The sequence below is a fragment of the Streptomyces sp. NPDC005925 genome, assembly GCF_040638805.1.
Taxonomy (GTDB): domain Bacteria; phylum Actinomycetota; class Actinomycetes; order Streptomycetales; family Streptomycetaceae; genus Streptomyces.
Window position 1 is genome coordinate 12,874 of record NZ_JBEXVL010000007.1, and the last position, 24,762, is coordinate 37,635.

Annotated in this window: 22 protein-coding genes and 1 pseudogene; 13 read left to right on the forward strand and 10 right to left on the reverse strand. The window is 73.5% G+C overall.

Annotated features, from left to right (window positions below):
* Nucleotides 1-2: 2 nt before the first annotated feature.
* From ABZ354_RS11470 to ABZ354_RS11480, 3 genes are all read left to right on the forward strand, one after another.
* A complete protein-coding gene (locus ABZ354_RS11470) occupies nucleotides 3-1,763 on the forward strand; it encodes a SpoIIE family protein phosphatase (RefSeq protein WP_358655813.1) in 1,761 nt (586 codons plus the stop codon).
* A gap of 205 nt (nucleotides 1,764-1,968) precedes the next feature.
* Entirely contained in the window at nucleotides 1,969-3,345 is a 1,377-nt protein-coding gene (locus ABZ354_RS11475; protein WP_358655432.1) for an NAD(P)/FAD-dependent oxidoreductase, read from the forward strand.
* Between the two features lie 143 nt (nucleotides 3,346-3,488).
* Complete coding sequence (locus ABZ354_RS11480; protein WP_358655434.1) at nucleotides 3,489-5,759, forward strand: FUSC family protein; 2,271 nt, start codon at nucleotides 3,489-3,491, stop codon at nucleotides 5,757-5,759.
* A 58-nt stretch (nucleotides 5,760-5,817) separates the two neighbouring features.
* On the opposite strand, the gene ABZ354_RS11485 is transcribed toward ABZ354_RS11480, so the two are convergent.
* From ABZ354_RS11485 to ABZ354_RS11500, 4 genes are all read right to left on the reverse strand, one after another.
* Nucleotides 5,818-6,252, reverse strand: a complete 435-nt coding sequence (locus ABZ354_RS11485) for a hypothetical protein (RefSeq protein ID WP_358655436.1) — start codon at nucleotides 6,250-6,252, stop codon at nucleotides 5,818-5,820.
* Between the two features lie 133 nt (nucleotides 6,253-6,385).
* Entirely contained in the window at nucleotides 6,386-7,231 is an 846-nt protein-coding gene (locus ABZ354_RS11490; RefSeq protein ID WP_358655438.1) for a DUF1206 domain-containing protein, read from the reverse strand.
* A gap of 81 nt (nucleotides 7,232-7,312) precedes the next feature.
* Nucleotides 7,313-8,200 (reverse strand): SigB/SigF/SigG family RNA polymerase sigma factor, encoded by an 888-nt coding sequence (locus tag ABZ354_RS11495; RefSeq protein WP_358655440.1) that lies wholly within the window; start codon nucleotides 8,198-8,200, stop codon nucleotides 7,313-7,315.
* A gap of 171 nt (nucleotides 8,201-8,371) precedes the next feature.
* On the reverse strand, nucleotides 8,372-8,815 hold the full coding sequence (locus ABZ354_RS11500; protein ID WP_358655442.1) for an ATP-binding protein: 444 nt from the start codon (nucleotides 8,813-8,815) through the stop codon (nucleotides 8,372-8,374).
* Between the two features lie 243 nt (nucleotides 8,816-9,058).
* Here ABZ354_RS11500 and ABZ354_RS11505 point away from each other — a divergent pair, with 243 nt between their 5' ends.
* From ABZ354_RS11505 to ABZ354_RS11515, 3 genes and pseudogenes are all read left to right on the forward strand, one after another.
* The gene (locus ABZ354_RS11505; RefSeq protein WP_358655444.1) at nucleotides 9,059-9,280 is read left to right on the forward strand and encodes a hypothetical protein; all 222 of its coding nucleotides are present in this window, start codon (nucleotides 9,059-9,061) and stop codon (nucleotides 9,278-9,280) included.
* Nucleotides 9,281-9,415: 135 nt separating this feature from the next.
* Nucleotides 9,416-9,624 (forward strand): annotated as a pseudogene (locus tag ABZ354_RS11510) (ornithine decarboxylase); the annotation flags it as partial.
* Nucleotides 9,625-9,926: 302 nt separating this feature from the next.
* Entirely contained in the window at nucleotides 9,927-10,382 is a 456-nt protein-coding gene (locus ABZ354_RS11515) for a cyclic nucleotide-binding domain-containing protein (RefSeq protein WP_358655446.1), read from the forward strand.
* 57 nt (nucleotides 10,383-10,439) lie between these two features.
* On the opposite strand, the gene ABZ354_RS11520 is transcribed toward ABZ354_RS11515, so the two are convergent.
* Both ABZ354_RS11520 and ABZ354_RS11525 read right to left on the reverse strand, forming a co-directional pair.
* The gene (locus tag ABZ354_RS11520) at nucleotides 10,440-11,738 is read right to left on the reverse strand and encodes an MFS transporter (protein ID WP_358655448.1); all 1,299 of its coding nucleotides are present in this window, start codon (nucleotides 11,736-11,738) and stop codon (nucleotides 10,440-10,442) included.
* An 80-nt stretch (nucleotides 11,739-11,818) separates the two neighbouring features.
* A complete protein-coding gene (locus tag ABZ354_RS11525) occupies nucleotides 11,819-12,433 on the reverse strand; it encodes a LysE/ArgO family amino acid transporter (protein ID WP_358655450.1) in 615 nt (204 codons plus the stop codon).
* A gap of 69 nt (nucleotides 12,434-12,502) precedes the next feature.
* On the opposite strand from ABZ354_RS11525, the gene ABZ354_RS11530 reads away from it, so the two are divergent.
* Nucleotides 12,503-13,411 (forward strand): LysR family transcriptional regulator ArgP, encoded by a 909-nt coding sequence (locus ABZ354_RS11530; protein WP_358655815.1) that lies wholly within the window; start codon nucleotides 12,503-12,505, stop codon nucleotides 13,409-13,411.
* Between the two features lie 64 nt (nucleotides 13,412-13,475).
* Here ABZ354_RS11530 and ABZ354_RS11535 read toward each other — a convergent pair whose 3' ends face one another.
* Nucleotides 13,476-14,195 (reverse strand): TetR/AcrR family transcriptional regulator C-terminal domain-containing protein, encoded by a 720-nt coding sequence (locus tag ABZ354_RS11535; protein WP_358655452.1) that lies wholly within the window; start codon nucleotides 14,193-14,195, stop codon nucleotides 13,476-13,478.
* 140 nt (nucleotides 14,196-14,335) lie between these two features.
* Here ABZ354_RS11535 and ABZ354_RS11540 point away from each other — a divergent pair, with 140 nt between their 5' ends.
* Complete coding sequence (locus ABZ354_RS11540) at nucleotides 14,336-15,556, forward strand: saccharopine dehydrogenase C-terminal domain-containing protein (protein WP_358655454.1); 1,221 nt, start codon at nucleotides 14,336-14,338, stop codon at nucleotides 15,554-15,556.
* 265 nt (nucleotides 15,557-15,821) lie between these two features.
* Nucleotides 15,822-18,227 carry an excinuclease ABC subunit UvrA gene (locus ABZ354_RS11545; RefSeq protein ID WP_358655456.1) on the forward strand — a complete coding sequence of 802 codons (2,406 nt, stop codon included), beginning with the start codon at nucleotides 15,822-15,824 and terminating at the stop codon, nucleotides 18,225-18,227.
* Between the two features lie 41 nt (nucleotides 18,228-18,268).
* On the opposite strand, the gene ABZ354_RS11550 is transcribed toward ABZ354_RS11545, so the two are convergent.
* Complete coding sequence (locus ABZ354_RS11550) at nucleotides 18,269-18,718, reverse strand: DUF6098 family protein (RefSeq protein WP_358655458.1); 450 nt, start codon at nucleotides 18,716-18,718, stop codon at nucleotides 18,269-18,271.
* A 191-nt stretch (nucleotides 18,719-18,909) separates the two neighbouring features.
* Here ABZ354_RS11550 and ABZ354_RS11555 point away from each other — a divergent pair, with 191 nt between their 5' ends.
* Nucleotides 18,910-19,260, forward strand: coding sequence for a DUF488 family protein (locus ABZ354_RS11555; protein WP_358655460.1), 351 nt, complete (start codon nucleotides 18,910-18,912; stop codon nucleotides 19,258-19,260).
* A gap of 137 nt (nucleotides 19,261-19,397) precedes the next feature.
* On the opposite strand, the gene ABZ354_RS11560 is transcribed toward ABZ354_RS11555, so the two are convergent.
* Nucleotides 19,398-21,071: an FAD-binding dehydrogenase gene (locus ABZ354_RS11560; protein WP_358655462.1), complete on the reverse strand. Its 1,674-nt coding sequence runs from the start codon at nucleotides 21,069-21,071 to the stop codon at nucleotides 19,398-19,400.
* A gap of 48 nt (nucleotides 21,072-21,119) precedes the next feature.
* Nucleotides 21,120-21,779, reverse strand: coding sequence for a TetR/AcrR family transcriptional regulator (locus ABZ354_RS11565; RefSeq protein WP_358655464.1), 660 nt, complete (start codon nucleotides 21,777-21,779; stop codon nucleotides 21,120-21,122).
* A 138-nt stretch (nucleotides 21,780-21,917) separates the two neighbouring features.
* Here ABZ354_RS11565 and ABZ354_RS11570 point away from each other — a divergent pair, with 138 nt between their 5' ends.
* The 3 genes from ABZ354_RS11570 (at nucleotide 21,918) to ABZ354_RS11580 (ending at nucleotide 24,700) form a co-directional block, all read left to right on the forward strand.
* Nucleotides 21,918-22,544 carry an alpha-ketoglutarate-dependent dioxygenase AlkB gene (locus tag ABZ354_RS11570; RefSeq protein WP_358655466.1) on the forward strand — a complete coding sequence of 209 codons (627 nt, stop codon included), beginning with the start codon at nucleotides 21,918-21,920 and terminating at the stop codon, nucleotides 22,542-22,544.
* Between the two features lie 121 nt (nucleotides 22,545-22,665).
* Nucleotides 22,666-23,427 carry an MBL fold metallo-hydrolase gene (locus ABZ354_RS11575; protein ID WP_358655468.1) on the forward strand — a complete coding sequence of 254 codons (762 nt, stop codon included), beginning with the start codon at nucleotides 22,666-22,668 and terminating at the stop codon, nucleotides 23,425-23,427.
* 37 nt (nucleotides 23,428-23,464) lie between these two features.
* The gene (locus tag ABZ354_RS11580) at nucleotides 23,465-24,700 is read left to right on the forward strand and encodes a DUF4032 domain-containing protein (RefSeq protein WP_358655470.1); all 1,236 of its coding nucleotides are present in this window, start codon (nucleotides 23,465-23,467) and stop codon (nucleotides 24,698-24,700) included.
* Nucleotides 24,701-24,762 lie beyond the last annotated feature (62 nt).

The following is a 24,762-nucleotide window of genomic DNA, read 5'->3' on the forward strand; positions in this document are numbered from 1 at the left end:
CCTTGATCCACACGTGGGAGATCTCCTCCGTCACCGACGCCGCCGAGGCGCGCGTCGCGACCGCCCGGCTTGCCGCCGCGTACGGCGTGCCCGCCCTGGAACGCGCCCGGCTGACGGCTTCGCTCAGCGCGCACCTGCGCCAGTGCCTCATCAAGGGCGGCACCTGGCGGCTCGACGCGGAGGCGCCGGCGGCCGGGCCCGGCATGCTGCACGTGGTGGTGACGTCGTCGCGGGAGTCGTCCGCCGACGCGGAGACACCGTGGAGTACGGCGGTCGCGTGCCCGGGGACAGTGCCGGCCGAGGCGCCGCTCGGCGCCGTCGCCCGCCCGTGGGCGGCGGTGACCGCTGCTTCGGACGGCGCGGTGAGCGGCCTCGCCGAGGCGTTGCTCGGTGCCGACGAGGACACGGCGCTGGTGCTGCGCGGTCTCTCCGAGCAGGAGGAGCTGGTCGCCTTCCACCGGGAGGAGCTGCATCAGACCAACCAGGGCGTGCTGGCGCTGCACGCGGAGCTGGACGCGGCCGGGCGGGCGCAGCGGGAGGCGTTCGCGGCGGAACGCGCGGCACGCCGGGAGGCGGAGGCCGCCCGGCGCAGGCTGACGTTCCTCGCGGACGCCAGCGCCGCGTTGACGGCCTCGCTCAACCACGACGAGATCGTGCGGCTGCTGCCCACCCTGCTGGTGCCGGAGTACGCCCGCACCGTGGACGTGTGGCTGTTCGACCACGACCACGGCACCGACCGGCAGGGCCCCGCGGTGCCGCACCCCGCGGCGGCCGTACGCGCGGCGCGCACCGGGCGCCCGCAGTACGCCGCCGGGGATCCGGGCGGTCTGCCCGGCGTGGACGACCGGCCGCCCTCGGCGCTCGATCCGGAACGGCCGCTGCTGTGCATTCCGCTGGTGACCCGGCGGGCGCCGCTGGGCGTGCTGACCCTGTCGCCGCCGGGGGCGCGCTGGGACCCGGACGACGCCGTGATGCTGATCGAGCTGACGCGGCGTGCCAGCGTCGCCCTCGACAACGCCCGGCGGTTCGAGCACAACCGGGACATCGCCGAGACGTTGCAGCGCGCCCTGCTCACGGACCTGCCCGAGACGCCCGGCCTGGGCCTCGCGGCCCGCTATCTGCCGGCCACCCGCGGGCTGAACATCGGCGGCGACTGGTACGACGCGTTCCGGCAGCGCGACGGGAGCCTGATCACGATCGTCGGGGACGTGACCGGGCACGGCCTGCACGCGGCCGTCATGATGAGCCAGCTGCGCACCGCGCTGCGCGCCTACGCCGTGGACGGCGGCAGCCCGGGACGGCTGCTGACGCGGCTGCACCAGTTCCTGCACCACCTCCAGCCCGACCTGTACGCCACGGCTGTCATCGCGCGGTTCCACCCGGACGACCCGACCCTGACGTGGGCCGCCGCCGGTCATCCCCCGCCGGTCCTGCGGACCCCGGACGGGCGGGTGCGCACCCTGGACGCCCGGCCGGGTGCCATGCTCGGCATCCCGCTGCGTCAGGAGATCGCCGACCACACGGTGCGCCTGTCGCCCGGCTCGACCCTCGCCCTCTACACCGACGGTCTGGTCGAGCGGCGCGCGCACGGCATAGACCCGGGCATCGAACGGCTCGCGGCGGCGTTCGGCGGGTTCGGGACCGAGGAACTGGACGCGGACCTGAACGGTTCGGCGGACCGGATCCTGCGGCCGCTGCTGAGCGATTCCGAGCGGGACGACGACGTGTGCCTGCTGCTGTGTCACTTCCGCGGTACGCGGTGACGGCCGTACGGCCCTCCCGCCTCCCGTCCTGACGGGCCGGCGCGCGGCGCGCACGGCGGTGACCGGCGGTTTCGTCTGCCTGCCCCGCCCGGCTGGCGGACCGGCCGCGGACACGGTGGGATCGATGAGGTGCGAGGCAGCGATCCGGGGGCACGCGGAAGGCGTTCGTTCCAGACCACCCGGAGCCGTAGAGAGGGATGAGACCGTGACACGACCCAGGATCCTGGTGGTCGGCGCCGGCTTCGCCGGAGTGGAGTGCGTCCGCCGTCTGGAGCGCAGGCTCGCTCCCGACGAGGCCGACGTCACCCTGGTGACGCCGTTCGCCTACCAGCTCTACCTGCCCCTGCTCCCCCAGGTCGCCTCCGGCGTGCTGACGCCCCAGTCGATCGCCGTGTCCCTGCGCCGCAGCAAGAAGTACCGCACCCGGATCATCCCGGGCGGCGCGATCGGCGTGGACCTCGCGTCGAAGGTCTGCGTGGTGCGCACCATCACCGACCAGATCGTCAACGAGCGGTACGACCACATCGTGCTGGCGCCGGGCAGCGTCACCCGCACCTTCGACATCCCGGGCCTGACGGACAACGCGTACGGCATGAAGACGCTCGCGGAGGCCGCCTACGTCCGCGACCACGTGATCTCCCAGCTCGACCTCGCCGATGCCAGCCAGAACCCGGCCGAGCGGGCCTCCAGGCTGCAGTTCGTGGTGGTCGGCGGCGGCTACGCGGGCACCGAGACCGCCGCCTGCCTGCAGCGCCTCACGCACTCCGCGATGCGCCGCTATCCGCGCCTGGACCCGCGTCTGATCAGGTGGCACCTCATCGACGTCGCGCCGAAGCTCATGCCGGAGCTGGGCGACAAGCTCGGCCGCAGCGCCCAGGAGGTCCTGCGCGGGCGCGGTATCGAGATCTCCCTCGGCGTCTCCATCGAGAAGGCGGGGCCGGAGGAGGTCACGTTCACCGACGGCCGGGTCGTGCCGACGCGCACCCTGATCTGGACGGCCGGTGTGGTCGCCAGCCCGCTCATCGCCACGCTCGGCGCGGAGACGGTCCGCGGGCGGCTCGCCGTCAACGCCGAGCTGAACCTGCCCGGCCACCACGGGGTGTTCGCGCTCGGCGACGCCGCCGCCGTGCCCGACCTGGCCAGGGGCGAGGACGCCGTCTGCCCGCCCACCGCTCAGCACGCCGCCCGGCAGGGCAAGCTCGTCGCCGACAACGTCATCGCGACGCTGCGGAACAAGCCGTTGCAGCCGTACGTGCACAAGGACCTGGGGCTGGTCGTCGACCTCGGCGGCCGGGACGCCGTGTCCAAGCCGCTCGGTGTCGAACTGCGCGGCACGGCCGCCCAGGCCGTGGCGCGCGGTTACCACTGGTCGGCGCTGCGCACCAACGTCGCCAAGACGCGCGTGATGACCAACTGGCTGCTCAACGCGGTCGCGGGCGACGACTTCGTCCGCACCGGGTTCCAGGCCCGCAAGCCGGCCAAGCTGAAGGACTTCGAGTACACCGACTCGTACCTGACACCGGCAGAGGTACGGGCGCAGGTCGAGGCGGCAGGCAGCCGCAGCCCGGACAGCCGGGCGTGAGACGTCGGGGACGGTGGCCCGCCCGCGGCCGTCGGGGGCAACCCGCCTCCGGCCCGGCGGGCCGGCACGGGTGCGATGGTGGGGCGGGACGGCAGCCGGTCGCCGGAGCGGGTCCGGCGTGACGTGGGGGAAGGTGCGGCGGCGTGAGGGCAGCGGGACGACGGTCGGCGCGGGCACGGCTGGGGGATCGTCTGGCGGCGTCGGACCCCGGCCTGCTGCGGCTGACGGCCGGGCTGCGCACGGTGGGCGCCGTCGCGCTCACACTGGCCGTGCTCGCCCCGCTGAACGCCGGCGTCACCCGGCTGGTGGCCGGTGCCATGGCGGCGATGGTCGCCACGTTCTCCATCCGGGAGAAGCAGCGCCCCCGGCAGGCCGTCACCCTCGCGCTCGGGCTGCCCGTCGCGCTGGCCTCGGTGTCGCTGGGCGCGCTGCTGCACCCGTATGTCCTCGCCGGTGACGCCTTCTTCGTCGCGCTGATCTTCGTGGCCGTGTACGGCCGCAGGTTCGGCGACCGGGGCACGGCGCTGGGGCTCGTGGGTTTCCAGACGTACTTCCTGTCCCTGTTCGTCGGCGCCGAGGCGTCGGGACTGCCGGGGCTGTACGCCGTCATCTGCGTCGCGTTCGCGAGCAGTGCCGCGATGCGGTTCGCGATCGTGCCGCAGACCCCGGCGGGCGTCCTGGAGCGGTTGCGGCAGGCGTTCCGGGCCCGGCTCGCGCAGTTGGTGTCCGCGCAGCTCGACCTGCTCGACGCCGGCCCCGACGACATCGACAAGGCGCTCGAGGCCGTACGCGACGGCACAGCGCGGTTGCACGAGTCGGCCCTGATGATCCAGTCGCGACTGGAGGAGGGCACGCCGGACGAGTCCGTGGCGCGCCTGGTGCAGCGCCGCGTCGCGGACGCCGAGATCGCGGCCGAGCGGCTCGGACTGCAGTTGCTGACCGCGCGCAGCGCCGAGCGGACGGACACGCTCACCCTGCACCTGCCGGGCGCGCCCGCCCCCGAGGCGGGGAGGCTGCCGGTGGGGGACGAGGCGATCGACACCGTACGGCGGGATCTTCGCGCGCTGCGGCTGCTCGTGGTGCGGCCGCCCGCCGAGCGCACGGGCGAGTACACGGGCACGGCGCTCGCGCAGCTGCGCAACCGGCTGCTCGGCTACCGCGAGGAGGAGAACCTTCCCGTGGCGGCGCCGGCCGTGCAGGACGTGTTCCGGGGCATCGGCGAGGCCGCCCGCGCGGTGCTGGGGCTGCGGATCGCCTTCGAGGGGCCGCAGGACGAGTCGCAGGACTCCCCGGCCACGGCCCGCTCCCGTGAGGAGTTCGACGCGGAGGACGCCGCGATCGACGCGGGGGACGTGGTGGACGGGGCGGCCGGGGAGCAGACGCCCGGCGGTCTCGACCGGCCCACGACGCGGGCGGCGGTGCAGGTCGCGGTGGGGTCGGCGCTGGCCATCGTGGGCGGCGAGTTCCTGTCCAGCCACCGCTGGTACTGGGCGGTGCTCACCTGCTGGATCGTGTTCCTGAACACCGCCTCGACCGGCGAGATCCTGGTGAAGGGCTACCGGCGGCTGCTGGGCACGGTGTTCGGCGTGGTGGCCGGCATCGCGCTGGCCGGGCTGGTCGGACCGCACACGTGGCTCGCCTTCGGGCTCGTCCTGGTGCTGATCTTCGCGATGTTCTACTCGGCGCCGCTGTCGTACACGCTGATGTCGTTCTTCGTGACGGCGATGCTGGGGCTGCTGTACACCCTGCTGCACACCTACAGCCTGTCGGTGCTGCTGCTGCGGGTGGCGGAGACGGCGCTGGGCGCGGCGTGCGGGGTGTTCGCTGCGGTGTTCGTGCTGCCGGTGCGGACCGACCGGCGTACCAACGAGTTGCTCGGCACCGTGCTGGCACGGCTCGTCGACGTCACCGAGGACGCCGTGGACCAGCTCAGTGGCGGGCCCGCGACCGACCTGCTCGACAAGGCGCGGGAGCTGGACCAGGCACTGTCCGACCTGCGGGGCGCCACGTTGCCGCTCACGCATCCGGTCACACCGCTGCGGGCCCGGCGCAGCACCGCCGAGTACGTGGTGGCGCTGCTGGAGACCTGCGCGTACCACGCGCGTTCGCTGGCCGCGACGGCCGAGCTGCTGCCCACGCATCCGTCGATCGCGGCGGACCCCCGGCTGCGCGGGGCGGTACGGCGGACCGTGCGCAACATCGAGGCGATCGCCGCGCGGGTGGCGGACGAGCACGCCGACGTGGAAGTGGTGTCGGGGCAGAGCGTGGCGGCGCTGCTGGAGCCCGGCCGGGCGGGCGCGGAGCGGTACGGTCGCGTCACCGGCCGTGTGCTGCGGCATCTGGAGCGCCTGGACGAGGCCGTCGCGGGGCTGGCCCGGCCGCTGCGGGTGCCGGTGGCGCAGCCGCGGCGGTGAGCGTCGGGGCGGGCGGGGCGCCGCGGGTGCGACGCCTCGGCCGCGTTCGCCGCTCCGGTCAGAAGTCGGTGGGCAGCCCGCTGGCCTCGGCGATGCCGCGCAGTTCCTCGGTCTGACGGTGCCGTTCGCGGATGTGTTCGGCGATCTCGCCGAGCCGCTCGGGGTCCGCGGCGGTGTCCGCGTCGGTGACGACCCGGACCGGGCCGGTGTCGTCCACGGTGATCTCGACGACCTCGTTGTCCAGGCGTCCGGTGACGGCGGTGGCGATGACCAGCGCGGCCTCGTCCCGCACCTCCTGGGGCAGTTCCTCGCTGTCGTCGCCGTCGAGCGCGAAGTCGAGGGTGGACAGCTCCTGGCGGTCGATGGCCCGCAGCACGGGTTCGACCACCCGCAGCAGCAGCTGGTAGTCCTCGGTGTCCATTCTGATGCGCAGGAGATCGAGGTACATCTCCACGGGGCGTCCGCCCTCCGGGGGGATCTCGGATTCGCTCATGTCCGTACGGGTTCCCCGCCGTGCGCCGCTCAGACGCGGCGCGGCGCAGACTCTGCGTGTGCCCGGCTCCCGGGCCGGGGCCCGGCTGCCGGTGCGCGGACTCCGCCCGTGCTGGTCCGTGCCCGGTCCGTGCTCAGACCCTGCGCCAGCGGGCCATGGCGAAGGAGAAGAACCCGAACAGCACGAGGCCGGTCGCCACGCAGGCCAGCAGCCAGGGCCCGAGCGGGGTGCCGGAGAAGGAGCGGAGCGTGTCGTCCAGGCCCTTGGCCCGGTCGGGCTCGTACGCGGCGGCGGCCCGTACGGCGAAGCCTCCCGCCACCGCGAACACCAGGCCGCGTGTCACGCCGCCCCCGACGCCCGCCACGTCGACCAGTCGCCGGGCCCGCGCGGACATGTCGTGGTGGCGCAGCTTGTCGCGGTAGCGGCGCCGGACCGCCGTCGTGGCCATCCACACCCCGGCCACGACGACCGCGGTCCCGGCGGCGGCCGTCAGCCACTGACCGGCGGGCAGCTCGAGGACCCTGGCCGTGGCGTCCCGGGACTGCCGGTCGCTCGAGTCTCCGCCGCCGGAGGGGTGGGCGCCGTCGCTCGCGAAGGCGAGCACGGAGTAGGCGACGAAGGAGTAGAAGACGAACCGGGCGGTGGCGAGCAGACGTTTGCGGGGCTTGCGTCCGTCGGGGCCGGCCTCGCCGGACACCGCCTCGGACAGCCGCCACAGGGCCATGCCGACGAGCCCGGCGCCCAGCGCCCACAACAGGACGGCGCCGAACGGCTGGTCGGCGACCGCGGCGAGCGCGCCGCCCCGGTCCGCCTGGCGCCGCGTCCCGCCGAAGGCGACCTGCAGCGCGAGCACACCCACCAGGAGGTAGATGACGCCGCGCGCGGCGAGTCCCGCCCGCGCGGCGCCTTCCGCGACCGATCCCGTGGCCCGTTTCTCCCGGCCGGGCAGGCAGCCGCCCACCGTCATACCCGTCTTCATCCGCACCTCCGGGGATGCGGATGCCCCGGCGCGGGCACGTCACACCCCGGCCGGCCCGCAGGCCGGTGCCGGCACGGGGATTCAGGGCGCGGTCGGCCGGTCGGCGCCCAGCACCTCGTCGCGGACCTGGGCGCAGCTGCGGCTGATGAGCCGGGAGACGTGCATCTGGGAGATTCCGAGCCGGTCGGCGATGCGGCTCTGGGTCATGTCCTCGAAGAACCGCATGTAGAGGATGGCCCGCTCCCGCTCGGGCAGCCTGCGCAGGCCCTCCTTGGCGGACTCCCGGTCCACGACGACGTCGTAGGACGCGTCCGTCGCGCCGAGGGTGTCGGAGAGGCTGTAGCCGTCGTCGCCGGCCGACAGTTCGGCGTCCAGCGACAGGGTGCTGAAGCTTTCGAGGGCCTCGAGTCCGGCGCCGACCTCCTCCTCGGTCAGGCCGGTGTGCGCGGCGATGTCCGCGACGGAGGGCTCGGGGCTGCCGGGGTTCTGGGTGAGTTCGCGGCGTGCGACGCGGACCTTGTTGCGCAGTTCCTGGACGCGGCGGGGTACCCGCAGGGCCCACATGCGGTCCCGGAAGTGCCGTTTGACCTCGCCGGTGATGGTCGGCACGGCGTAGCTCTCGAAGGCGCCGCGCGAGGGGTCGAAGCGGTCGACGGCTTTCACCAGGCCGAGGGCGGCGACCTGCCGCAGGTCTTCTATGGACTCGCCGCGGTCGCGGAACCGGCCGGCGATGCGGTGGGCCATGGGCAGCCAGGCGGTGACGAGTTCGTCGCGGATCGCGTCGCGCCGGGGGCCGTCTTCCGCGGTGGCCAGCCTGGCGAAGAGTTCGGCCGTGTCGGGCGCGTCGTCGTGCCGGCGGCGGGTGGGCGGCGGGGAGGGCTCGGCGGGCGGAGTCGTGGGCGGGCCGGCAGGGAGTGCGGTCGTGAGGGTGTCCGTGCCGGGACGGCTGGTCGGCGTATCCATCAGCATGCGGAATCGCTCCTGAACGGTCGTTTCAGGGACTACCGCGGGACGGTGGCTGTCCGGCTCACGTGGAGGGCCCGGAGCAGTACCGATCCCGCTGGCGCGCCTCCGGTCCGAAGCACGAGTCTGCATTTGCCCTGTGACAAGAAAGGCAAACACCACATAGAGGAATAATAATCAGAAAAGCGGCAGCACGGCGGTGATGCGCTTGCCGCCCGAGGGGAGGCAGGAGACGTGGACGTCGCAGGCGAGCCGGCACACGATGGGCCAGCCGTGTCCGCCCGGGCGGCGGCGTCCCTGCCGGTCGGCCGGGGGCACCACCACCGGCGGTTCGGCGCTGCGGTCGCTGACCGAGACGCGGACGTCGTGGCCGACGACGTCGACGCGGAAGTCGGTGATGCCGCCGCCGTGCAGCAACGCGTTGGTGGTCAGCTCCGAGGCGACGAGCAACGCGTCCGACAGGGCGTCGGCGTCGCAGGGGCGGTGGGCGTCACGGCAGCGTTCGGTGACCGCGCGTTCCACGGCCCGGCGGGCCTCGGCGGGCTTGCAGGGCCCGGGGCGCACAGCCGTACGCATGCCCCGTGCCCGGGCGACAGGTTCCGTGGTGTGCTCCTCGCACATCTCTGAACTCCCTGGTCGGTGGATGAGAAGCCGGAGTCGGCGTCGGTGACGTGCGCGGCCCGCGTACGCGAATCCCGTGCACCGGTCCCCTCGTGGGCGCGGCCTCGGCGCCATGGCCTCGGCGGCCGGTCCGTGCGCATCCACGGGCCTCTCCTTCCGGCTGACCTGTGCGCGGACTGTCAAACATCGGCCCTCGCCCGGCACTGCGGCGGTCGTTCGGCCGTCCGGGGGTACCTGAACGGCATGACCGATGTGGTGGACTCGGACGAATTGCTGCGGCGCATCCAGCGCGCGAGGGCCTGCGCGGCGGCCGAGCGGCGATCCTGGCGGACCAAACGCGGCGAACTGGGCCGCACCGACCCGGCAGCGGCCCACGACGCGGCCGTACGCGAACTGACCTATGAGGCCGTGCTGCGGGTACTGGACGAGATCCTGTCCCCGGGCAGGCACCCGGAGCCGGGCTGAGACGACCGGGGCGCGCGCGCCGGCATGCCGAGGGTGGTACGGCGGCGCGGCGTCGGCCGGCGGCGTGCCGCGGTGCGCCGCACCGCACCGCACCGCACCGGCGGGGCGATTGCCGTGGGCCGCGCCGGGCACCCGCTTGGCACCAGTCCCAGGCCCTGCGGCGCGGCGGCGGACCCGGGGGCGATCGCCGGGGTGCGCCACCGCCGTCCGGTGCCGCCGGTGTCGTGGACGAGGCGTGGGGAGCGCCTCTGCCCTGCCACCCGGACCTGCCGTCGTGGGCGACGGACGCGGGCGCCGGCATCTGCGTCACCGGTATCCCCAAGACGGGCAGCGGCCTGGAGCAGGAGCGCGGGGGCGCGGTTCCGAGTGAGACGGGTCACGTGGGCCCGTTGCCTGTTGCGTGCCGCACCCCTCAGTGGTTTATCGTTCACACACAAGTGGCGACGGGGTCGACGGTCCGTCCCCCGTACGTCACCGTTTACGGCCCTGGCTGGACTCCCCCGTTCCAGTCAGGGCATTTTTTTCGCTGTCTTCCGTCCGCTTCTCGAAAAGTCCCGTACGCCGAGGTGCCCGGGGCGTCCGCAGCGGCTGAAATGGGACGTAGGGAAAGCACCCGGACCGAACCGCCGGTGAGGAGCCCCGCCTCATGACCAAAGCGATCAAACTGCTCACCGCCCTGCCGGCGCCGCAGCGGCAGCATCTGATGACGCTCGCGAGAGAGGTCTCCTTTCCCGAGGACGCCCGGATCTTCGAGGCGGGCGGCCGGGCCGACCGCTTCTGGGTGATCCGGTCGGGCGCCGTCAGCCTGGACCAGGACGTGAACTCCCCGCAGCGGGTGACCGTCGCGAGCCTCGGCGCGGGCGACCTGCTCGGCTGGTCCTGGCTGTTCCCGCCGTACGAGTGGGACTTCGGCGCGGAGGCGTTCAGCCCGGTGCGCGCCTACGAGTTCGAGGCGTCGACGGTCCTCGCGGCGTGCGAGGAGGACCCGCCGCTCGGGCTGACGCTGATGCGGGGCGTGGCGGAAATCCTCGCGTACCGCCTGGAGATGACCCGGGGCAGGCTCATGGAGCAGTACGCGATACACCGGGGCGGAGTGCTCTGAGTCCCGGACCCCGACGCCGGAGGACGCCGGGGCCCACGCCGTGTGACACCTGCGGGGTCAGACCCTGTAGCGCCGCAGGGCGGGTGCCGCCGCGGCCAGCGCCAGCATCACGACCACCACCAGAGCGCCCCCGCCCACGACGGCCGCGCGCGGCCCGAAGGCCGAGCCGGCGGTGCCGTGCAGCACGTCGGCCAGGCGCGGTCCGCCCGCGACGACGACCGTGAACACGCCCTGCATACGGCCGCGCATCTCGTCCGTCGCGGCGGACAGCAGGATCGACCCGCGGAAGACCATCGACACCATGTCGGCCGTCCCGGCGACGGCCAGGAACGCGACCGCGAGCCACAGACTGCCGCTCAGCCCGGCCCCGGCGACGGCCGCGCCCCAGACGACGACCGCCCCGATCACCATCCACCCGTGCCGGCGTGCCCGCGAGAACGTGCCGGAGAACAGTCCGCCGGCCACCGCGCCGAGGGGGATCGCCGCGAACAGCAGACCGAGGGCGAGTTCCTCGCCGTAGGGGGCGTAGGTGTGGGCGGCCAGTTCGGGGAACAGGGCGCGGGGCATGCCGAAGACCATCGCCACGATGTCGGCGAGGAAGGACAGCAGCAGCACCTTGTGCCGGGCGATGTAGCGGAAGCCCGCGACGACCTCGCGCAGTCCCGCGCGGCGTTTCGCGTTCGCCACGAGCGGCGGCAGCGGGGGCAGGCGGTACACCGCCCACAGCGTGACGCACAGGGCGACCGCGTCGATGAGGTACAGCTCGGCCAGGCCGACCACGGGGATCAGGGCGCCGGCGAGCAGCGGGCCGACGATCTGGCCGGTCTGCATCACGGTCGAGCCGAGCGCGCTGGCGGCGGGGAGCTGTCCCTCGGGCACGAGGCGGGCGACGGACGCGCTGCGCGCCGGTGCGTTGAGGCCCCAGAACGCCTGCTGGAGCGCGAGCAGGACCATGAGTACGCCGACCGACTCCAGTGCGGTGACGGCCTGGATCCAGAACAGCAGCAACGTGGCGGCGATCCCGGTGTTGGTGATCAGCAGCAGTCTGCGGCGGTCCACGCTGTCGGCGACGGCGCCGCCCCACAGCGCGAACACGACCAGCGGCAGCAGCCCGGCGAGGCTCGCGGCCCCGACCCAGGCCGAGGAGCCGGTGATGTCGTAGATCTGCTTGGGTACGGCGACGGCGGTGAGCTGGCTGCCCACGGCGGTGACGGCGGTCGAGGACCACAGTCTGCGGTAGGCGGGCACGCGCAGGGGGCGGGTGTCCATGGCCCAGCGGCGCCATCTCCGGCGGGGCGTCGGCGCCGCCCGCCCGGTGTCCGGCCGCGGTGCGGCGCTGCTCTCGCTGGTGTCCACGTACGTCGTCCTGGTTGCTCGTTACATCTTTCTGGCGGGGTTCACTATGGCACCCTCCGCGGCGTGGCTCGCACGCCGTGTCAGCCTCCGGTGATGAGGTTCGCGCCGAGGGTGATCATGGTGAGCGCGACCAGACCGTCCAGGACCCGCCAGGCGGCGGGGCGGGCCAGGAAGCGGCCCAGCAGCCGGGCCCCGAAGCCCAGCGCCACGAACCAGCACAGGCTGGCCAGTACGGCGCCCAGCCCGAACGTCCAGCGCGACGAACCGCGGTCGGCTGCGACGGACCCGAGCAGGAAGACCGTGTCGAGGTAGACGTGCGGGTTCAGCCAGGTCATCGCCAGGCACGTCAGCACCGCCCGGCGACGGGACCCCGCCCCCTCTCCGTCCGCCGTGAGTCCCTCGGCGGGGCGGAACACCCGGCGGGCGGCCAGGACGCCGTAGCAGAGCAGGAAGGCGCCGCCGATCCGTCCGACCGCCGTCAGCGCACCCGGCCACGCCACCACGACCGCCCCGACCCCGGCGACGCCGAGGGTGATGAGGACGGCGTCGGACAGGGCGCAGATGGAGACGACGGCGAGGACCGCGTCGCGGCGGACGCCCTGGCGCAGGACGAAGGCGTTCTGGGCGCCGATGGCGACGATGAGGGAGAGGCCGGTGCCGAATCCTGCGGCGGCGGCGGTCAGGGCGGGACTCATGGCGTGAACGCTAGGGAAAGGATCACCCGGCGTACAGCTAAAGATTCTTACGTATCATAAGCCGATGTGATGATGACCATGGGTGAGCTTCCGCTGGACCAGGTGCGGACGCTGCTGGCGGTGGTGGACGAGGGCACCTTCGACGCGGCTGCCGCCGCGCTGCACGTGACGCCGTCGGCGGTGAGCCAGCGCGTGAAGGCCCTGGAGCAGCGCACCGGCCGGGTCCTGTTGCTGCGGACCAAGCCGGTGCGGCCGACGGAGTCGGGACGGGTGGTCGTGCGGCTGGCCCGGCAGTTGACCCGGCTGGAGCGCGACGCGTACGCCGAGCTGGGGCTGAGCGGCGCCGGGGCCGGGGAGCCGACGCGGGTGTCCGTGGCGGTGAACGCGGACTCGCTGGCGACGTGGTTCCTCGCCGCGCTCACACGGGTGCCGGAGGAGCCCGCGCTCACCTTCGAGCTGCGCCGCGAGGACGAGGACCACACGGCGGCGCTGCTGCGGGAGGGGCTCGTCATGGCGGCGGTGACGTCGTCGCGCGACGCGGTGCCGGGCTGCTCGGTGCGAGCCCTCGGCCGGATGCGGTACCTGCCGGTGGCGAACCCGGAGTTCGCCGCGCGGCGGCTGCGGGGCGCGGCCCTGGTGGAGGCGCTGGCAGCGGCTCCCGTGGTGGCCTTCGACCGGCGGGACGACTTCCAGGACGGCTTCGTGCGCAGGCTCGGCGGGCCGGGCGCCGCCGGGGGGAGGCGGCACTTCGTGCCCACGTCGGAGGGGTTCGTGGAGGCCGTCGCGGCCGGGCTCGGCTGGGGCATGGTGCCCGAGGCGCAGGCGGAGCCGCTGCTGCGCGTCGGCCGCCTGGCCGAACTGGCGCCGGACAGCTGGGTCGACGTACCGCTGTACTGGCAGCAGTGGAAGCTCGACTCCCCGGCGCTGGCGGCGGTCGCGGAGGCGGTGGTGTCGGCGGCGGCCGAGGCACTGCGGTGACACGGCTGGACCGCGACGGCGACCGCGGGGCGTCTGTCCGCGGGGCGTCGCCCCGGCCGTCCCCTCAGCGGTCCCCCTCGCCTCCCACCCTCTCCAGCCGCGCCGCCGCGCTCTCCAGCAGCATCTCCAGGGCCGTCGGATAGGCGCTGGTGACCATGCGGGTGGCGAGCAGCGGGGCGGCCTCCGCGATGCGGGGGTGGGTCGTCGCGGGCAGCCGGGCGTACGTCGACAGCCACATGTCCTCGTCGGCGCGCAGCGCGTCCGGCGGCAGGGCGAGCGAGGCGGCGTCGAGAGCGGCGAAGGCCAGGGTCTGGTCGACGAAGGCGTGGTAGACGCGCACGGTCTCGGACAGCGGGAACCCGGCGGTGCGCAGCACGTCGAGGATCGCCTCGTCGGCCGCCAGCTCGTGGGCGCGGCCCGTGACCCGGCTCGCCGTCAGCAGCGCGGCCTGGGGGTGCGCGACATACGCGGCGTGGATGCGCAGCCCGGCGGTCCGCAGGTCCGCCCGCCACTCCCCCGTACGCTCCCAGCCGCGCAGGGCCTGCCCGATGAGGGCGTCGCCGATGGCGCGGGTCAGGTCGTCCATGCCGCGGAAGTACCGGTAGAGGGTGCTGGGGTCGCAGTCGAGGGCCAGACCGAGCCGGCGGGCGGTCAGACCGCCGCTGCCGTGTTCGCGCAGCATCCGGAGCGCGCTCTCCACGATGAGCGCCTCGGACAGCACGGTGCCGCTCCTGGTGGGCCGGCGCCGCCGGCGTTTCTCCTCGGGCACCACGCGTTTCGCCATGTCCACCTGCCTGTCCGTCCGCCGCCGCGCTTACGCCAACACCATTGACCTTAGACGACGGCCCGGCGCAGCATCTCCGTCCGGGGCCCCACCTCGTTCGTCGTCTCTTTCCCGTTCCTGGACCCTGAGGGAGCTCTGTCATGCGTGTACTGCTCGTGGGAGCCGGTGGTGTGGGCACCGCCGTCACCCGGATCGCGGCCCGCCGTCCGTTCTTCGACCTGATGGTGGTGGCCGACTACGACCCGGCGCGCGCCGGGGCCGCCGTGTCGGCGCTCGGTGACGAGGGGGCCCGGTTCCGCGCCGAGCGGGTGGACGCCGGGGACGAGGCGGCGGTGGCGGAGCTGCTGCGCCGGCACTCCTGCGACGTGCTGTTCAACGCGACCGACCCGCGGTTCGTGATGCCCCTGTTCCGGGCCGCGCGGGCGGCGGGCGCCACGTACCTCGACATGGCGATGTCGCTGTCGCGGCCGCACCCGGAGCGCCCGTACGAGGAGTGCGGGGTGAAGCTGGGCGAGGAGCAGTTCGCGGCGGCGGACGACTGGGAGAAGGCGGGCGCCCTGGCGCTGGTGGGCATGGGCGTGGAGCCGGGCCTGTCCGACGTGTTCGCCCGGTACGCGGCCGACGAGCTGTTCGACGACATCGAGGAGATCGGCGTCCGGGACGGCGCGAACCTCACCGTCGACGGGTACGACTTCGCGCCGTCCTTCAGCATCTGGACCACGATCGAGGAGTGCCTCAACCCGCCCGTCGTGTACGAGGCGGACCGCGGCTGGTTCACGACGGAGCCGTTCAGTGAGCCCGAGGTGTTCGACTTCCCTGCCGGCATCGGCCCGGTGGAGTGCGTGAACGTGGAGCACGAGGAGGTGCTGCTCGTGCCGCGCTGGGTGGGCGCGCGCCGGGTCACCTTCAAGTACGGCCTGGGCGAGGAGTTCGTGAACACGCTCCGGACGCTGCACCTGCTCGGCCTCGACCGCACCGAGCCGGTGACCGTGCCGGGCCCGGCCGGACCGGTGGCGGTGTCGCCGCGGGACGTCGTCGCCGCCTGCCTGCCCGACCCGGCCACGCTGGGCGAGCGGATGCGGGGCAAGACGTGTGCGGGCACCTGGGTGCGGGGCGTGAAGGACGGCGCGCCGCGCGAGGTGTACCTGTACCACGTGGTCGACAACGAGTGGTCGATGAAGGAGTACGGCTGTCAGGCCGTGGTGTGGCAGACCGCGGTGAACCCGGTCGTCGCACTCGAACTCCTCGCCGGCGGCGCCTGGTCGGGCGCCGGGGTGCTCGGCCCGGAGGCCTTCCCGCCCCGCCCGTTCCTGGACCTGCTGACCGAGTACGGCTCCCCGTGGGGTCTGCGGGAGCAGTGACGGGCGGCGGCGGGGTCGGAGTCCGGGCGGCCGTCCCGGAAGGGCAGCGGGCCGGCGCGGGAGGTCGGCCGGCCGGCGCGGGAGGGTGCTGGAGGGCGGTGGGAGCCGGTCAGTATTCGAGAAGCGCCGGACGCCCGGCGCCCTCTAGCGTTGCGGCAGACGAACCCTCGGTCGCCTGGTTGGATCGGGTGCCCGGCCGGACCGGGCCGAGGGGATGCCGACGGGGCCGCGCAGGAACCCCGCGCGAGGGATGGAGACGCAGAACATGAGCACGTCCAAGAGGTCGGACACCCCGGCGGAAACCCGGGCGGGCGCGCCGCACGCCGCCGACCGGCACGACATGATCCGCGTGCACGGGGCGCGTGTGAACAACCTCAAGGACCTCAGCATCGAGATCCCGAAGCGCCGGCTGACGGTGTTCACCGGCGTCTCCGGTTCGGGCAAGAGCTCGCTGGTGTTCGACACGATCGCGGCGGAGTCGCAGCGGCTGATCAACGAGACGTACAGCGCGTTCCTTCAGGGTTTCATGCCGACGCTGGCGCGGCCCGAGGTCGACGTCCTCGACGGGCTGACGACCGCGATCAGCGTGGACCAGCAGCGGATGGGCGGTGACCCGCGCTCCACGGTGGGCACCGTCACCGACGCGAACGCGATGCTGCGGATCCTGTTCAGCCGGCTGGCCGAGCCGCACATCGGCCCGCCCAGCGCGTACTCCTTCAACACGGCCTCGGTGAAGGCGAGCGGCGCGATCACCGTGCAGCGCGGCGACAGGACCAGGGCGGAGAAGGCGACCTTCGAGCGCACCGGCGGCATGTGCACCCGCTGCGAGGGCCGCGGCAAGGTCTCCGACATCGACCTGACGCAGCTCTACGACGACTCGAAGTCGCTGTCGGAGGGCGCGTTCACCATCCCCGGCTGGAAGTCGGACAGCCAGTGGACGGTGCAGATGTACGCGCAGTCCGGCTTCGTGGACCCGGACAAGCCGATCCGCCGGTACACGGAGAAGGAGATGCACGCCTTCCTCTACGGCGAGCCGACCAAGATCAAGGTCAATGGCATCAACCTCACCTACGAGGGGCTGATCCCGAAGATCCAGAAGTCGTTCCTGTCGAAGGACAAGGAGGCGATGCAGCCGCACATCCGGGCGTTCGTGGAGCGGGCCGTCACCTTCGCCACCTGCCCCGAGTGCGACGGCACGCGGCTGAGCGAGGGCGCCCGCTCCTCGAGGATCGGCAAGGTCTCGATCGCCGACGCGTGCGCGAGGGAGATCCGTGACCTGGCCGCGTGGGTGCGGGACCTGGACGAGCCGTCGGTGGCGCCGCTGCTGACCGCGCTGCGGCAGACCCTCGACTCGTTCGTGGAGATCGGCCTCGGCTACCTCTCGCTGGACCGTCCCGTCGGCACGCTGTCGGGCGGTGAGGCGCAGCGCGTGAAGATGATCCGCCACCTCGGCTCCTCGCTGACCGACGTGACGTACGTCTTCGACGAGCCGACGATCGGTCTGCATCCGCACGACATCCAGCGGATGAACGACCTGCTCCTGCGGTTGCGCGACAAGGGCAACACGGTGCTCGTCGTGGAGCACAAGCCGGAGGCCATCGCCATCGCCGACCACGTCGTGGACCTGGGGCCCGGCGCCGGCACGGCGGGCGGCACGGTCTGCTTCGAGGGCACGCTGGAAGGGCTGCGGGCGAGCGACACCGTCACCGGCCGCCACCTGGACGACCGTGCCGCGCTCAAGGAGTCGGTGCGCGAGCCCGCGGGCACGCTGGCGATCCGCGGGGCGACGACGAACAACCTGCGCGACGTGGACGTGGACATCCCGCTCGGCGTGCTCTGCGTCGTCACCGGTGTCGCGGGCTCGGGGAAGAGTTCGCTCATCCACGGCTCCGTCCCGGCGCCGGAGGGGGTGGTGTCGGTGGACCAGTCGCCGATCCGCGGCTCGCGGCGCTCCAACCCGGCGACGTACACCGGTCTGCTCGAGCCGATCCGCAAGGCGTTCGCCAAGGCCAACGGCGTGAAGCCGGCGCTGTTCAGCGCGAACTCCGAGGGTGCCTGCCCGGCCTGCAACGGCGCGGGCGTCGTCTACGTCGACCTCGGCATGATGGCCGGTGTCGACACGCCGTGCGAGGACTGCGAGGGCAAGCGGTTCCAGCCCTCGGTGCTGGAGTACCGCTTCGGCGGGCGCGACATCAGCGAGGTGCTCTCCATGTCGGTGACGGAGGCCGAGGCGTTCTTCCGCGGCGGCGAGGCCGCGACCCCGGCCGCGCACCGCGTCCTGCAGCGCATGGCGGACGTCGGTCTCGGCTACCTCACCCTCGGCCAGCCGCTCACCACGCTCTCCGGCGGCGAGCGGCAGCGCCTGAAGCTCGCCACGCACATGGGCGACAAGGGCGGCGTGTACGTCCTGGACGAGCCGACGACGGGTCTGCACCTCGCCGACGTCGAGCAATTGCTCGGCCTGCTCGACCGGCTCGTCGACTCCGGCAAGTCGGTCGTCGTGATCGAGCACCACCAGGCGGTCATGGCGCACGCCGACTGGATCATCGACCTCGGTCCGGGGGCCGGCCACGACGGCGGCCGGATCGTCTTCGAGGGCACCCCGGCCGACCTGGTCGCCGCCCGCTCCACCCTGACCGGGGAACACCTGGCGGCGTACGTGGGCGCCTGACCGGACCCGGCCGCCGTGCCCCTGCCCCGGGGGTACGGCGGTCAGCGTCCGCTGCGACGCAGGGGCCCCCAGGGACGCTCCTGCCGTTCCACCACGCCCCGCGCCTCCTCGATCACGTCGCCGTCGATCCAGCACATCGGGCGGGCCTCGGTGACCAGCGGCTCGTTGTCGGGCCCGCGGCCGTTCTCCCGCCCGGTCAGCACCCACGGCCGCGCGCCGCGGCCCTTCTCGTGCGGCAGGTGGGCGTAGTCGTGCAGCCGTCGGGCCACCCACACCCGCACGGGCCGGCCCTCCCACCAGTCCTCGACGTCCAGCGGGTTGGCGGACAGCCCGGGCATGGGCACACCGGTCAGGTCGTCGGTACTGGACGCGTCGGCAAGATCCGCCCCGGGGCCGCGCGACCACCGGACGTACAGCCCCCGGTGCCGCTCGACCAGCCCGGTGAGCTCGGCGAGGGTACGCACGACCGGCAGACCGTCCGATGCGTTCATGTCGCGTCCTCCCTCGCCGGCGCCACCCCCCGGGATCCTGATGAGCCAGGCGATCGGGGTACCCGCGGGAAGCGTGGGCAACCGGGGACGGCGGGGACGGCTCCGCCGGTCGGGTCACGGAGGACCGTGTCACCCGTGAGGCGGCGGTGACCCCGCGGCGCCCCCCGCCGCCGTCCCGAAGGAGGTCCGACATGAGTGTGCGTGTGCGCCGCGTCTACGAGGCTCCCGAAACCGCCGACGGCGTCCGCGTGCTGGCCGACCGGCTGTGGCCGCGTGGGCTGGCGAAGGACGCGGCCCGGGTGGACGAGTGGCCGAAGGCGGTGACGCCGTCGACGGAGCTGCGCCGCTGGTACCACGCGGGCGAGGGCTCCTACGAGGAGTTCGCCGACCGGTACGAGGCCGAGCTCGCCGCACCCGGGGCCGCCGACGCCCTCGAACGTGTGCGCGATCTGGTCCGCGAGGGCACCGTGACGCTGCTGACCGCGGCGAAGGAGCCGGAGCGCAGTCACGCGGCGGTGCTGGCCCGGCTCCTCACCGGGTGAACCGCGGCGGAGACCCGGGAGGGGCCAGGGGGTCACGCGGTCCCCCGCGCCGTCGCGGGGCAGCCGCGCCGCGTCACGCGGTCCCCCGCGCCGTCGCAGGGCAGCCGCGCCGCGTCACGCGGTCCCCCGCACCCGCGTCACGCGGTCTGCCGTGCGGCTGACCTGCCCGCCGCCCGGCCGGAGAACAGGCAGCCGCCGAGAAAGGTGCCCTCCAGCGCGTTGTAGCCGTGTACGCCGCCTCCGCCGAACCCGGCGACCTCGCCGGCCGCGTACAGGCCCTCGATCGGCGTGCCGTCGGCGGCGAGCGCGCGGGAGTCGAGGTCGGTCTGGATGCCGCCGAGGGTCTTACGGGTGAGGATGTTCAGCTTCACACCGATCAGCGGGCCCGCGGCCGGGTCGAGGATGCGGTGCGGGGCGGCGACCCGGCCGAGGCGGTCGCCGATGTAGCGGCGGGCGTTGTGGATGCCCTGGACCTGGGCGTCCTTGCTGTAGGCGTGGGCGATCTGAAGGTCGCGGGCCTCTATCTGGCGGCGCAGGCCCGCCGGGTCGAGGAGGGGCGTGCCGGTCAGCCCGTTCATCTTCTCCACGAGCTCTTCCAGGGTGGGCGCGGTGACGAAGTCGGCGCCGTTGCGCAGGAACGCGTCGACGGGCGCGGGCGCCCCCTTCCCGAGGAGGCGTTCGCGCAGGAAGGCGCCGCGGTCCTTGGCGGTGATGTCGGGGTTCTGCTCGGAGCCCGACAGCGCGAACTCCTTCTCGATGATCTTCCGCGTGAGGACGAACCAGGAGTGGCTGTGTCCCGCGAGGCCCTCGGCGGTGCGCAGATGCCTCAGGGTGTTCAGCGTGTCGTATCCGGGCAGGCACGGCTCGGGCAGCCGGCGGCCGAGCGCGTCGAACCACATGGACGACGGTCCGGGCAGGATGCGGATGCCGTGACCGGGCCAGATCGGGTCCCAGTTCCGCAGGCCCTCGGTGTAGTGCCACATGCGGTCGCGGTTGACCAGGCGTGCCCCGGCCGCCGCGCTGATGTCGAGCATGCGTCCGTCGACGTACGCGGGGACCCCGGTCACCATCTCGGCGGGCGGGGTGCCCAGACGCTCGGGCCAGTGGGCGCGCACGATGTCGTGGTCCGCCCCGATGCCGCCGCTGGTGACGATCACGGCCTGGGCGGTGAGGCCGAAGCCGGCGATCCGGTCACGGTTCGAGGCGACTCCGCGGGGTGAGGTGTCCTCCGCCAGGACGGTGCCGCGCACGCCGCGTGCGGCACCGTCCTCCACGACCAGTTCGTCCACGCGGTGGCGGTGGTGGAAGGTGAGCAGCCCGTCGCGCTCGGCCTGCCGGGCGTACTGGACGAACGGTTCCACGACGCCCGTACCGGTGCCCCACGCGACGTGGAAGCGCGGTACGGAGTTGCCGTGGCCGTGCGCCGTCAGGTCGCCGCGCTCGGCCCAGCCGACCGTGGGCAGGAAGGTGATGCCGTGCCCGGCCAGCCAGGACTGCTTCTCGCCGGCCGCGAACTCGACGTACGCGCGTGCCCAGCGCACCGCCCAGGAGTCCTCGTCGTCGACCCGGTCGAAGCCGGCACTGCCCTGCCAGTCGTTCCAGGCGAGGTCGAAGGAGTCCTTGATGCCGAGGCGGCGCTGCTGGGGCGAGTTCACGAGGAACAGCCCGCCGAAGGACCAGAAGGCCTGACCGCCGAGGTTGGCGGCGTTCTCCTGTTCCACGAGCGCGACCCTGCGGCCCCGGCTGGTCAGCTCGTGGGCCGCGACCAGCCCGGCGAGTCCCGCTCCGACGACGATGACGTCGGCGTCCATGGCGACGTTCCCTTCATTTCGGGCCCTTCGTCCAGTGAGGGCCGTCTGTCATCCGGAGGTGCCGCCGCCGTCGGTCAGCAGGGCGGTGAGCAGTTGCCTCAGCCAGGCGCGGGCGCGCTCGACGTCCTTGTCCAGCAGCAGTTGGACGGTCACACCGTCGTAGGCGGCGACGACCGCGTGGGCGGCGCCGTCCGCGTCGCCCAGAACGGCGGGCAGGTCCATGGGTCCCGGTCCGGCGGCCGTCCGGGCGAGCCGGCCGGCTATCGCCCGCCGCAGCCGCTCGCGGTGTTCGAGCAGGGTCCGCGCGACGTCCGGGTCCCGGGCGGCGTGCACCAGGAAGTCCGTCTTCACCAGCAGCCAGTCCACGTCGAGCAGAAGCGCTTCGGTGACCCGGTCGACGGACGCCGGTACGCCGGGGTCCGCGCCGTCCACGGCGAGCGCGCGGGCGACCTGCTCCGCGATGAGGTCCGCGCGCTGCCGGTAGAGGGCGAAGAACAGCTCGTCGAGGGTGGTGAAGTTCGAGTAGAAGGCGCCGCGGCTGTATCCGGCGGCCTCGCAGACCTCCTCGATGGAGACCCGGCCGAAGCCCTTGGCGGAGAACACGGCGAACGCCGCGTCGAGCAGCCTGGCCCGCGTCCGCACCCGGCGCTTCGTCACCCGCCCGGTCTCACGCCCGGCCGCGGGCCCGGTGGTGCCCTCCACCGCCATGCCGGACCTCCGCTCAGCCCTTCCGGATCTCTGTTCGATACGTGAATGTATCCGATACGCCTGCGCATCGAACAGGCCCGCGAGCGATCCGCCGATCCCCAAGGGAACACATATTCGATTACGAGGTACTCTGGCCGTATGTCCACCCATCTCCAGGGCTCGCTCTTCGACCAGGCGGACGAGCTGCGGCTCGGCGGTCTCGGCGGGATCCGCCGCACCGAGCTGGGGTCCGGCGCCTGGATCGACGTACTGCCCGGCTGGCTCGGCGGGTCCGACGCGCTGTTCGGGCAGCTCGCCGCCGAGGTGCCGTGGCGGGCCGAGCGGCGCCAGATGTACGACCAGGTCGTGGACGTCCCCCGGCTGCTCGCGTTCTACGGCGCCGACGACCCGCTGCCGCACCCGGTGCTGACCGAGGCCCGCCGGGCGCTGACCGCCCACTACGCCGCCGAGCTCGGCGAACCGTTCACCACGGCGGGGCTGTGCTTCTACCGCGACGGCCGGGACAGCGTGGCCTGGCACGGTGACCGGATCGGCCGGGGCGCGCGGCAGGACACGATGGTCGCGATCGTGTCCGTGGGCGCGCCCCGCGACCTGCTGCTGCGCCCGCTGGGCGGCGGCCGCACCGTGCGCCGGCCGCTGGGGCACGGCGACCTGATCGTGATGGGCGGCTCCTGCCAGCGGACCTGGGAGCACTGCGTACCGAAGTCCGCGCGGGCCGCCGGGCCGCGCATCAGCATCCAGTTCCGGCCACACGGCGTGCGCTGACGTCCCCGTCCGCGCCCCGTACCCGATTCCGGCTGCGCCGGGAGGCGCCGTGGTCCTCGTCCGCCCGCCGGTCTGCTTTCCTGTTGCCCGTCGACCAGGTCATCGAAGCGACGGGACGGTCATGCGGGCGGATGTGCGACACATGGCGGACGGCACCTACCTGGTGCACGGCAGCGACACCAACTGGGTGATCCTCACGGACGGGGACGCGGTGACGCTGGTCGACACCGGCTACCCGCGCGACCGGCAGCTGCTGCTGGATTCCCTGGCGGCGGTCGGCAGTGCGCCGGAGGCCGTCGCGGCCGTGCTCGTCACACACGCGCACAACGACCACCTGGGCTCCGCCGAGTACCTGGCCGCCCGGTACGGCACGCCGGTCCTGCTGCACGAGGCCGAAGTACCGCACGCCCGCGGGGATTTCCTGCACCAGGTGTCCGTCGGGCAGGTGCTGCGCAACGGCCGGCGGCCCGGTGTGCTGCCCTGGGCGGTGCGCGCGCTGCGGGCGGGCGGCACGTCCCGCCGTCCGGTGACCGCGCCGCTGCCGTTCCCGTCCGCCGCTCCCCTCGACCTGCCCGGCCGGCCCGTGCCCGTGCACACGCCCGGCCACACCGACGGGCACTGCGCCCTCCACCTGCCCGGCAGCGGCGTGCTGATCTCCGGGGACGCCCTGGTCAGCGCTCACCCCACCTCACGGATCGAGGGGCCGCAGCTGCTGCCCGACATGTTCCACCACCAACGGGACCGTGCCGCCGCCTCGCTGGGCGTGCTCGCCGCGCTGGACGCCGACCTGCTGCTGCCCGGCCACGGACCCGCACTGCGCGGGCCGGTACGGAGCGCCGCGAAGCGGGCGCGCGAGCTGGCGGAAAGGCTCCCTCCGGGGTGAGGTGACGTTCACCGGCCGATACGAGGACACTCGACCCATGGCTCTGCAGATCAGTGCGACCAACCCCGAGCACCCGGCGCTCCTGCTGGAACTGCCGTGGCACCTGCCCCTCGAAGCGTGGCCGGACGAGTACCTGGTACCGCTGCCGCGCGGCATCTCCCGCCACGTCGTGCGCTATTCCCGCGCCGGCGACGAGGTCATCGCCGTGAAGGAACTCGCCCAGCGGCCCGCCCTGCGCGAGTACGAGCTGCTGCGCGACCTGGACCGCATCGGCATCCCGGCCGTGGACCCGCTGGCCGTCGTCACCGGCCGCACCGACGGCGACGGCGAGCCGCTGGAGCCGGTGCTGATCACCCGGCACCTGGGCGGCTCGATGCCGTACCGGTCGATGTTCGAGACGACGCTGCGTCCGGCCACCATGCACCGGCTCATGGACGCCCTGGCCGTCCTGCTGGTGCGGCTGCACCTGGCCGGTTTCGCGTGGGGTGACTGCTCGCTGTCCAACACGCTGTTCCGGCGCGACGCCGGCGCCTACGCCGCCTACCTCGTCGACGCCGAGACGGGCGAGCTGCAGCCGCGGCTCAGCCCCGGTCAGCGCGAGTACGACCTCGACCTGGCGCGCGTCAACATCAGCGGTGAACTCCTCGACCTGGAGGCGTCCGGGGCGCTGCACCCGTCGGTCGACCCCATCGAGTTCGGCACGGAGATCTGCGGCCGCTACCGGGACCTGTGGCAGGAACTGACCCGCACCTCGGTGTACCCGGCGGGCAAATACCACTACATAGAGCGCCGGATACGCCGCCTGAACGACCTCGGTTTCGACGTGGCCGAGATGCAGATCGAGCACTCCGCGGGCCGCGACACCGTGACCTTCGTGCCCAAGGTCGTGGACGCGGGCCACCACCAGCGCCAGCTGCTGCGCCTGACCGGCCTCGACGCCGAGGAGAACCAGGCCAGGCGGCTGCTGAACGACCTGGAGAGCTGGATGGCCACCCAGGACGACTACGCCCCGGGCGACCCGCTGGCCGCCCGCCCCGAGGTGCTGGCGCACCGGTGGGTGCGGGACGTGTTCCGGCCCACGGTGCGTGCCGTGCCCCTGGAGCTGCGCGGCGCGATGGACCCGGCCGAGATCTACCACGAGCTGCTGGAACACCGCTGGTATCTGTCCGAGCGGGCGCAGCAGGACATCGGCCTGGACACGGCCGTGGCGGACTACGTCAAGAAGGTGCTGCCCAAGGCGCGCGAGACACTCCAGCCGGCCGTGCCGGACTGACGGAACGGCGGGGCGACGGGGACGACGGGGCACCCCGCTGTCCCGTCGGCCCCGCCGTTTCG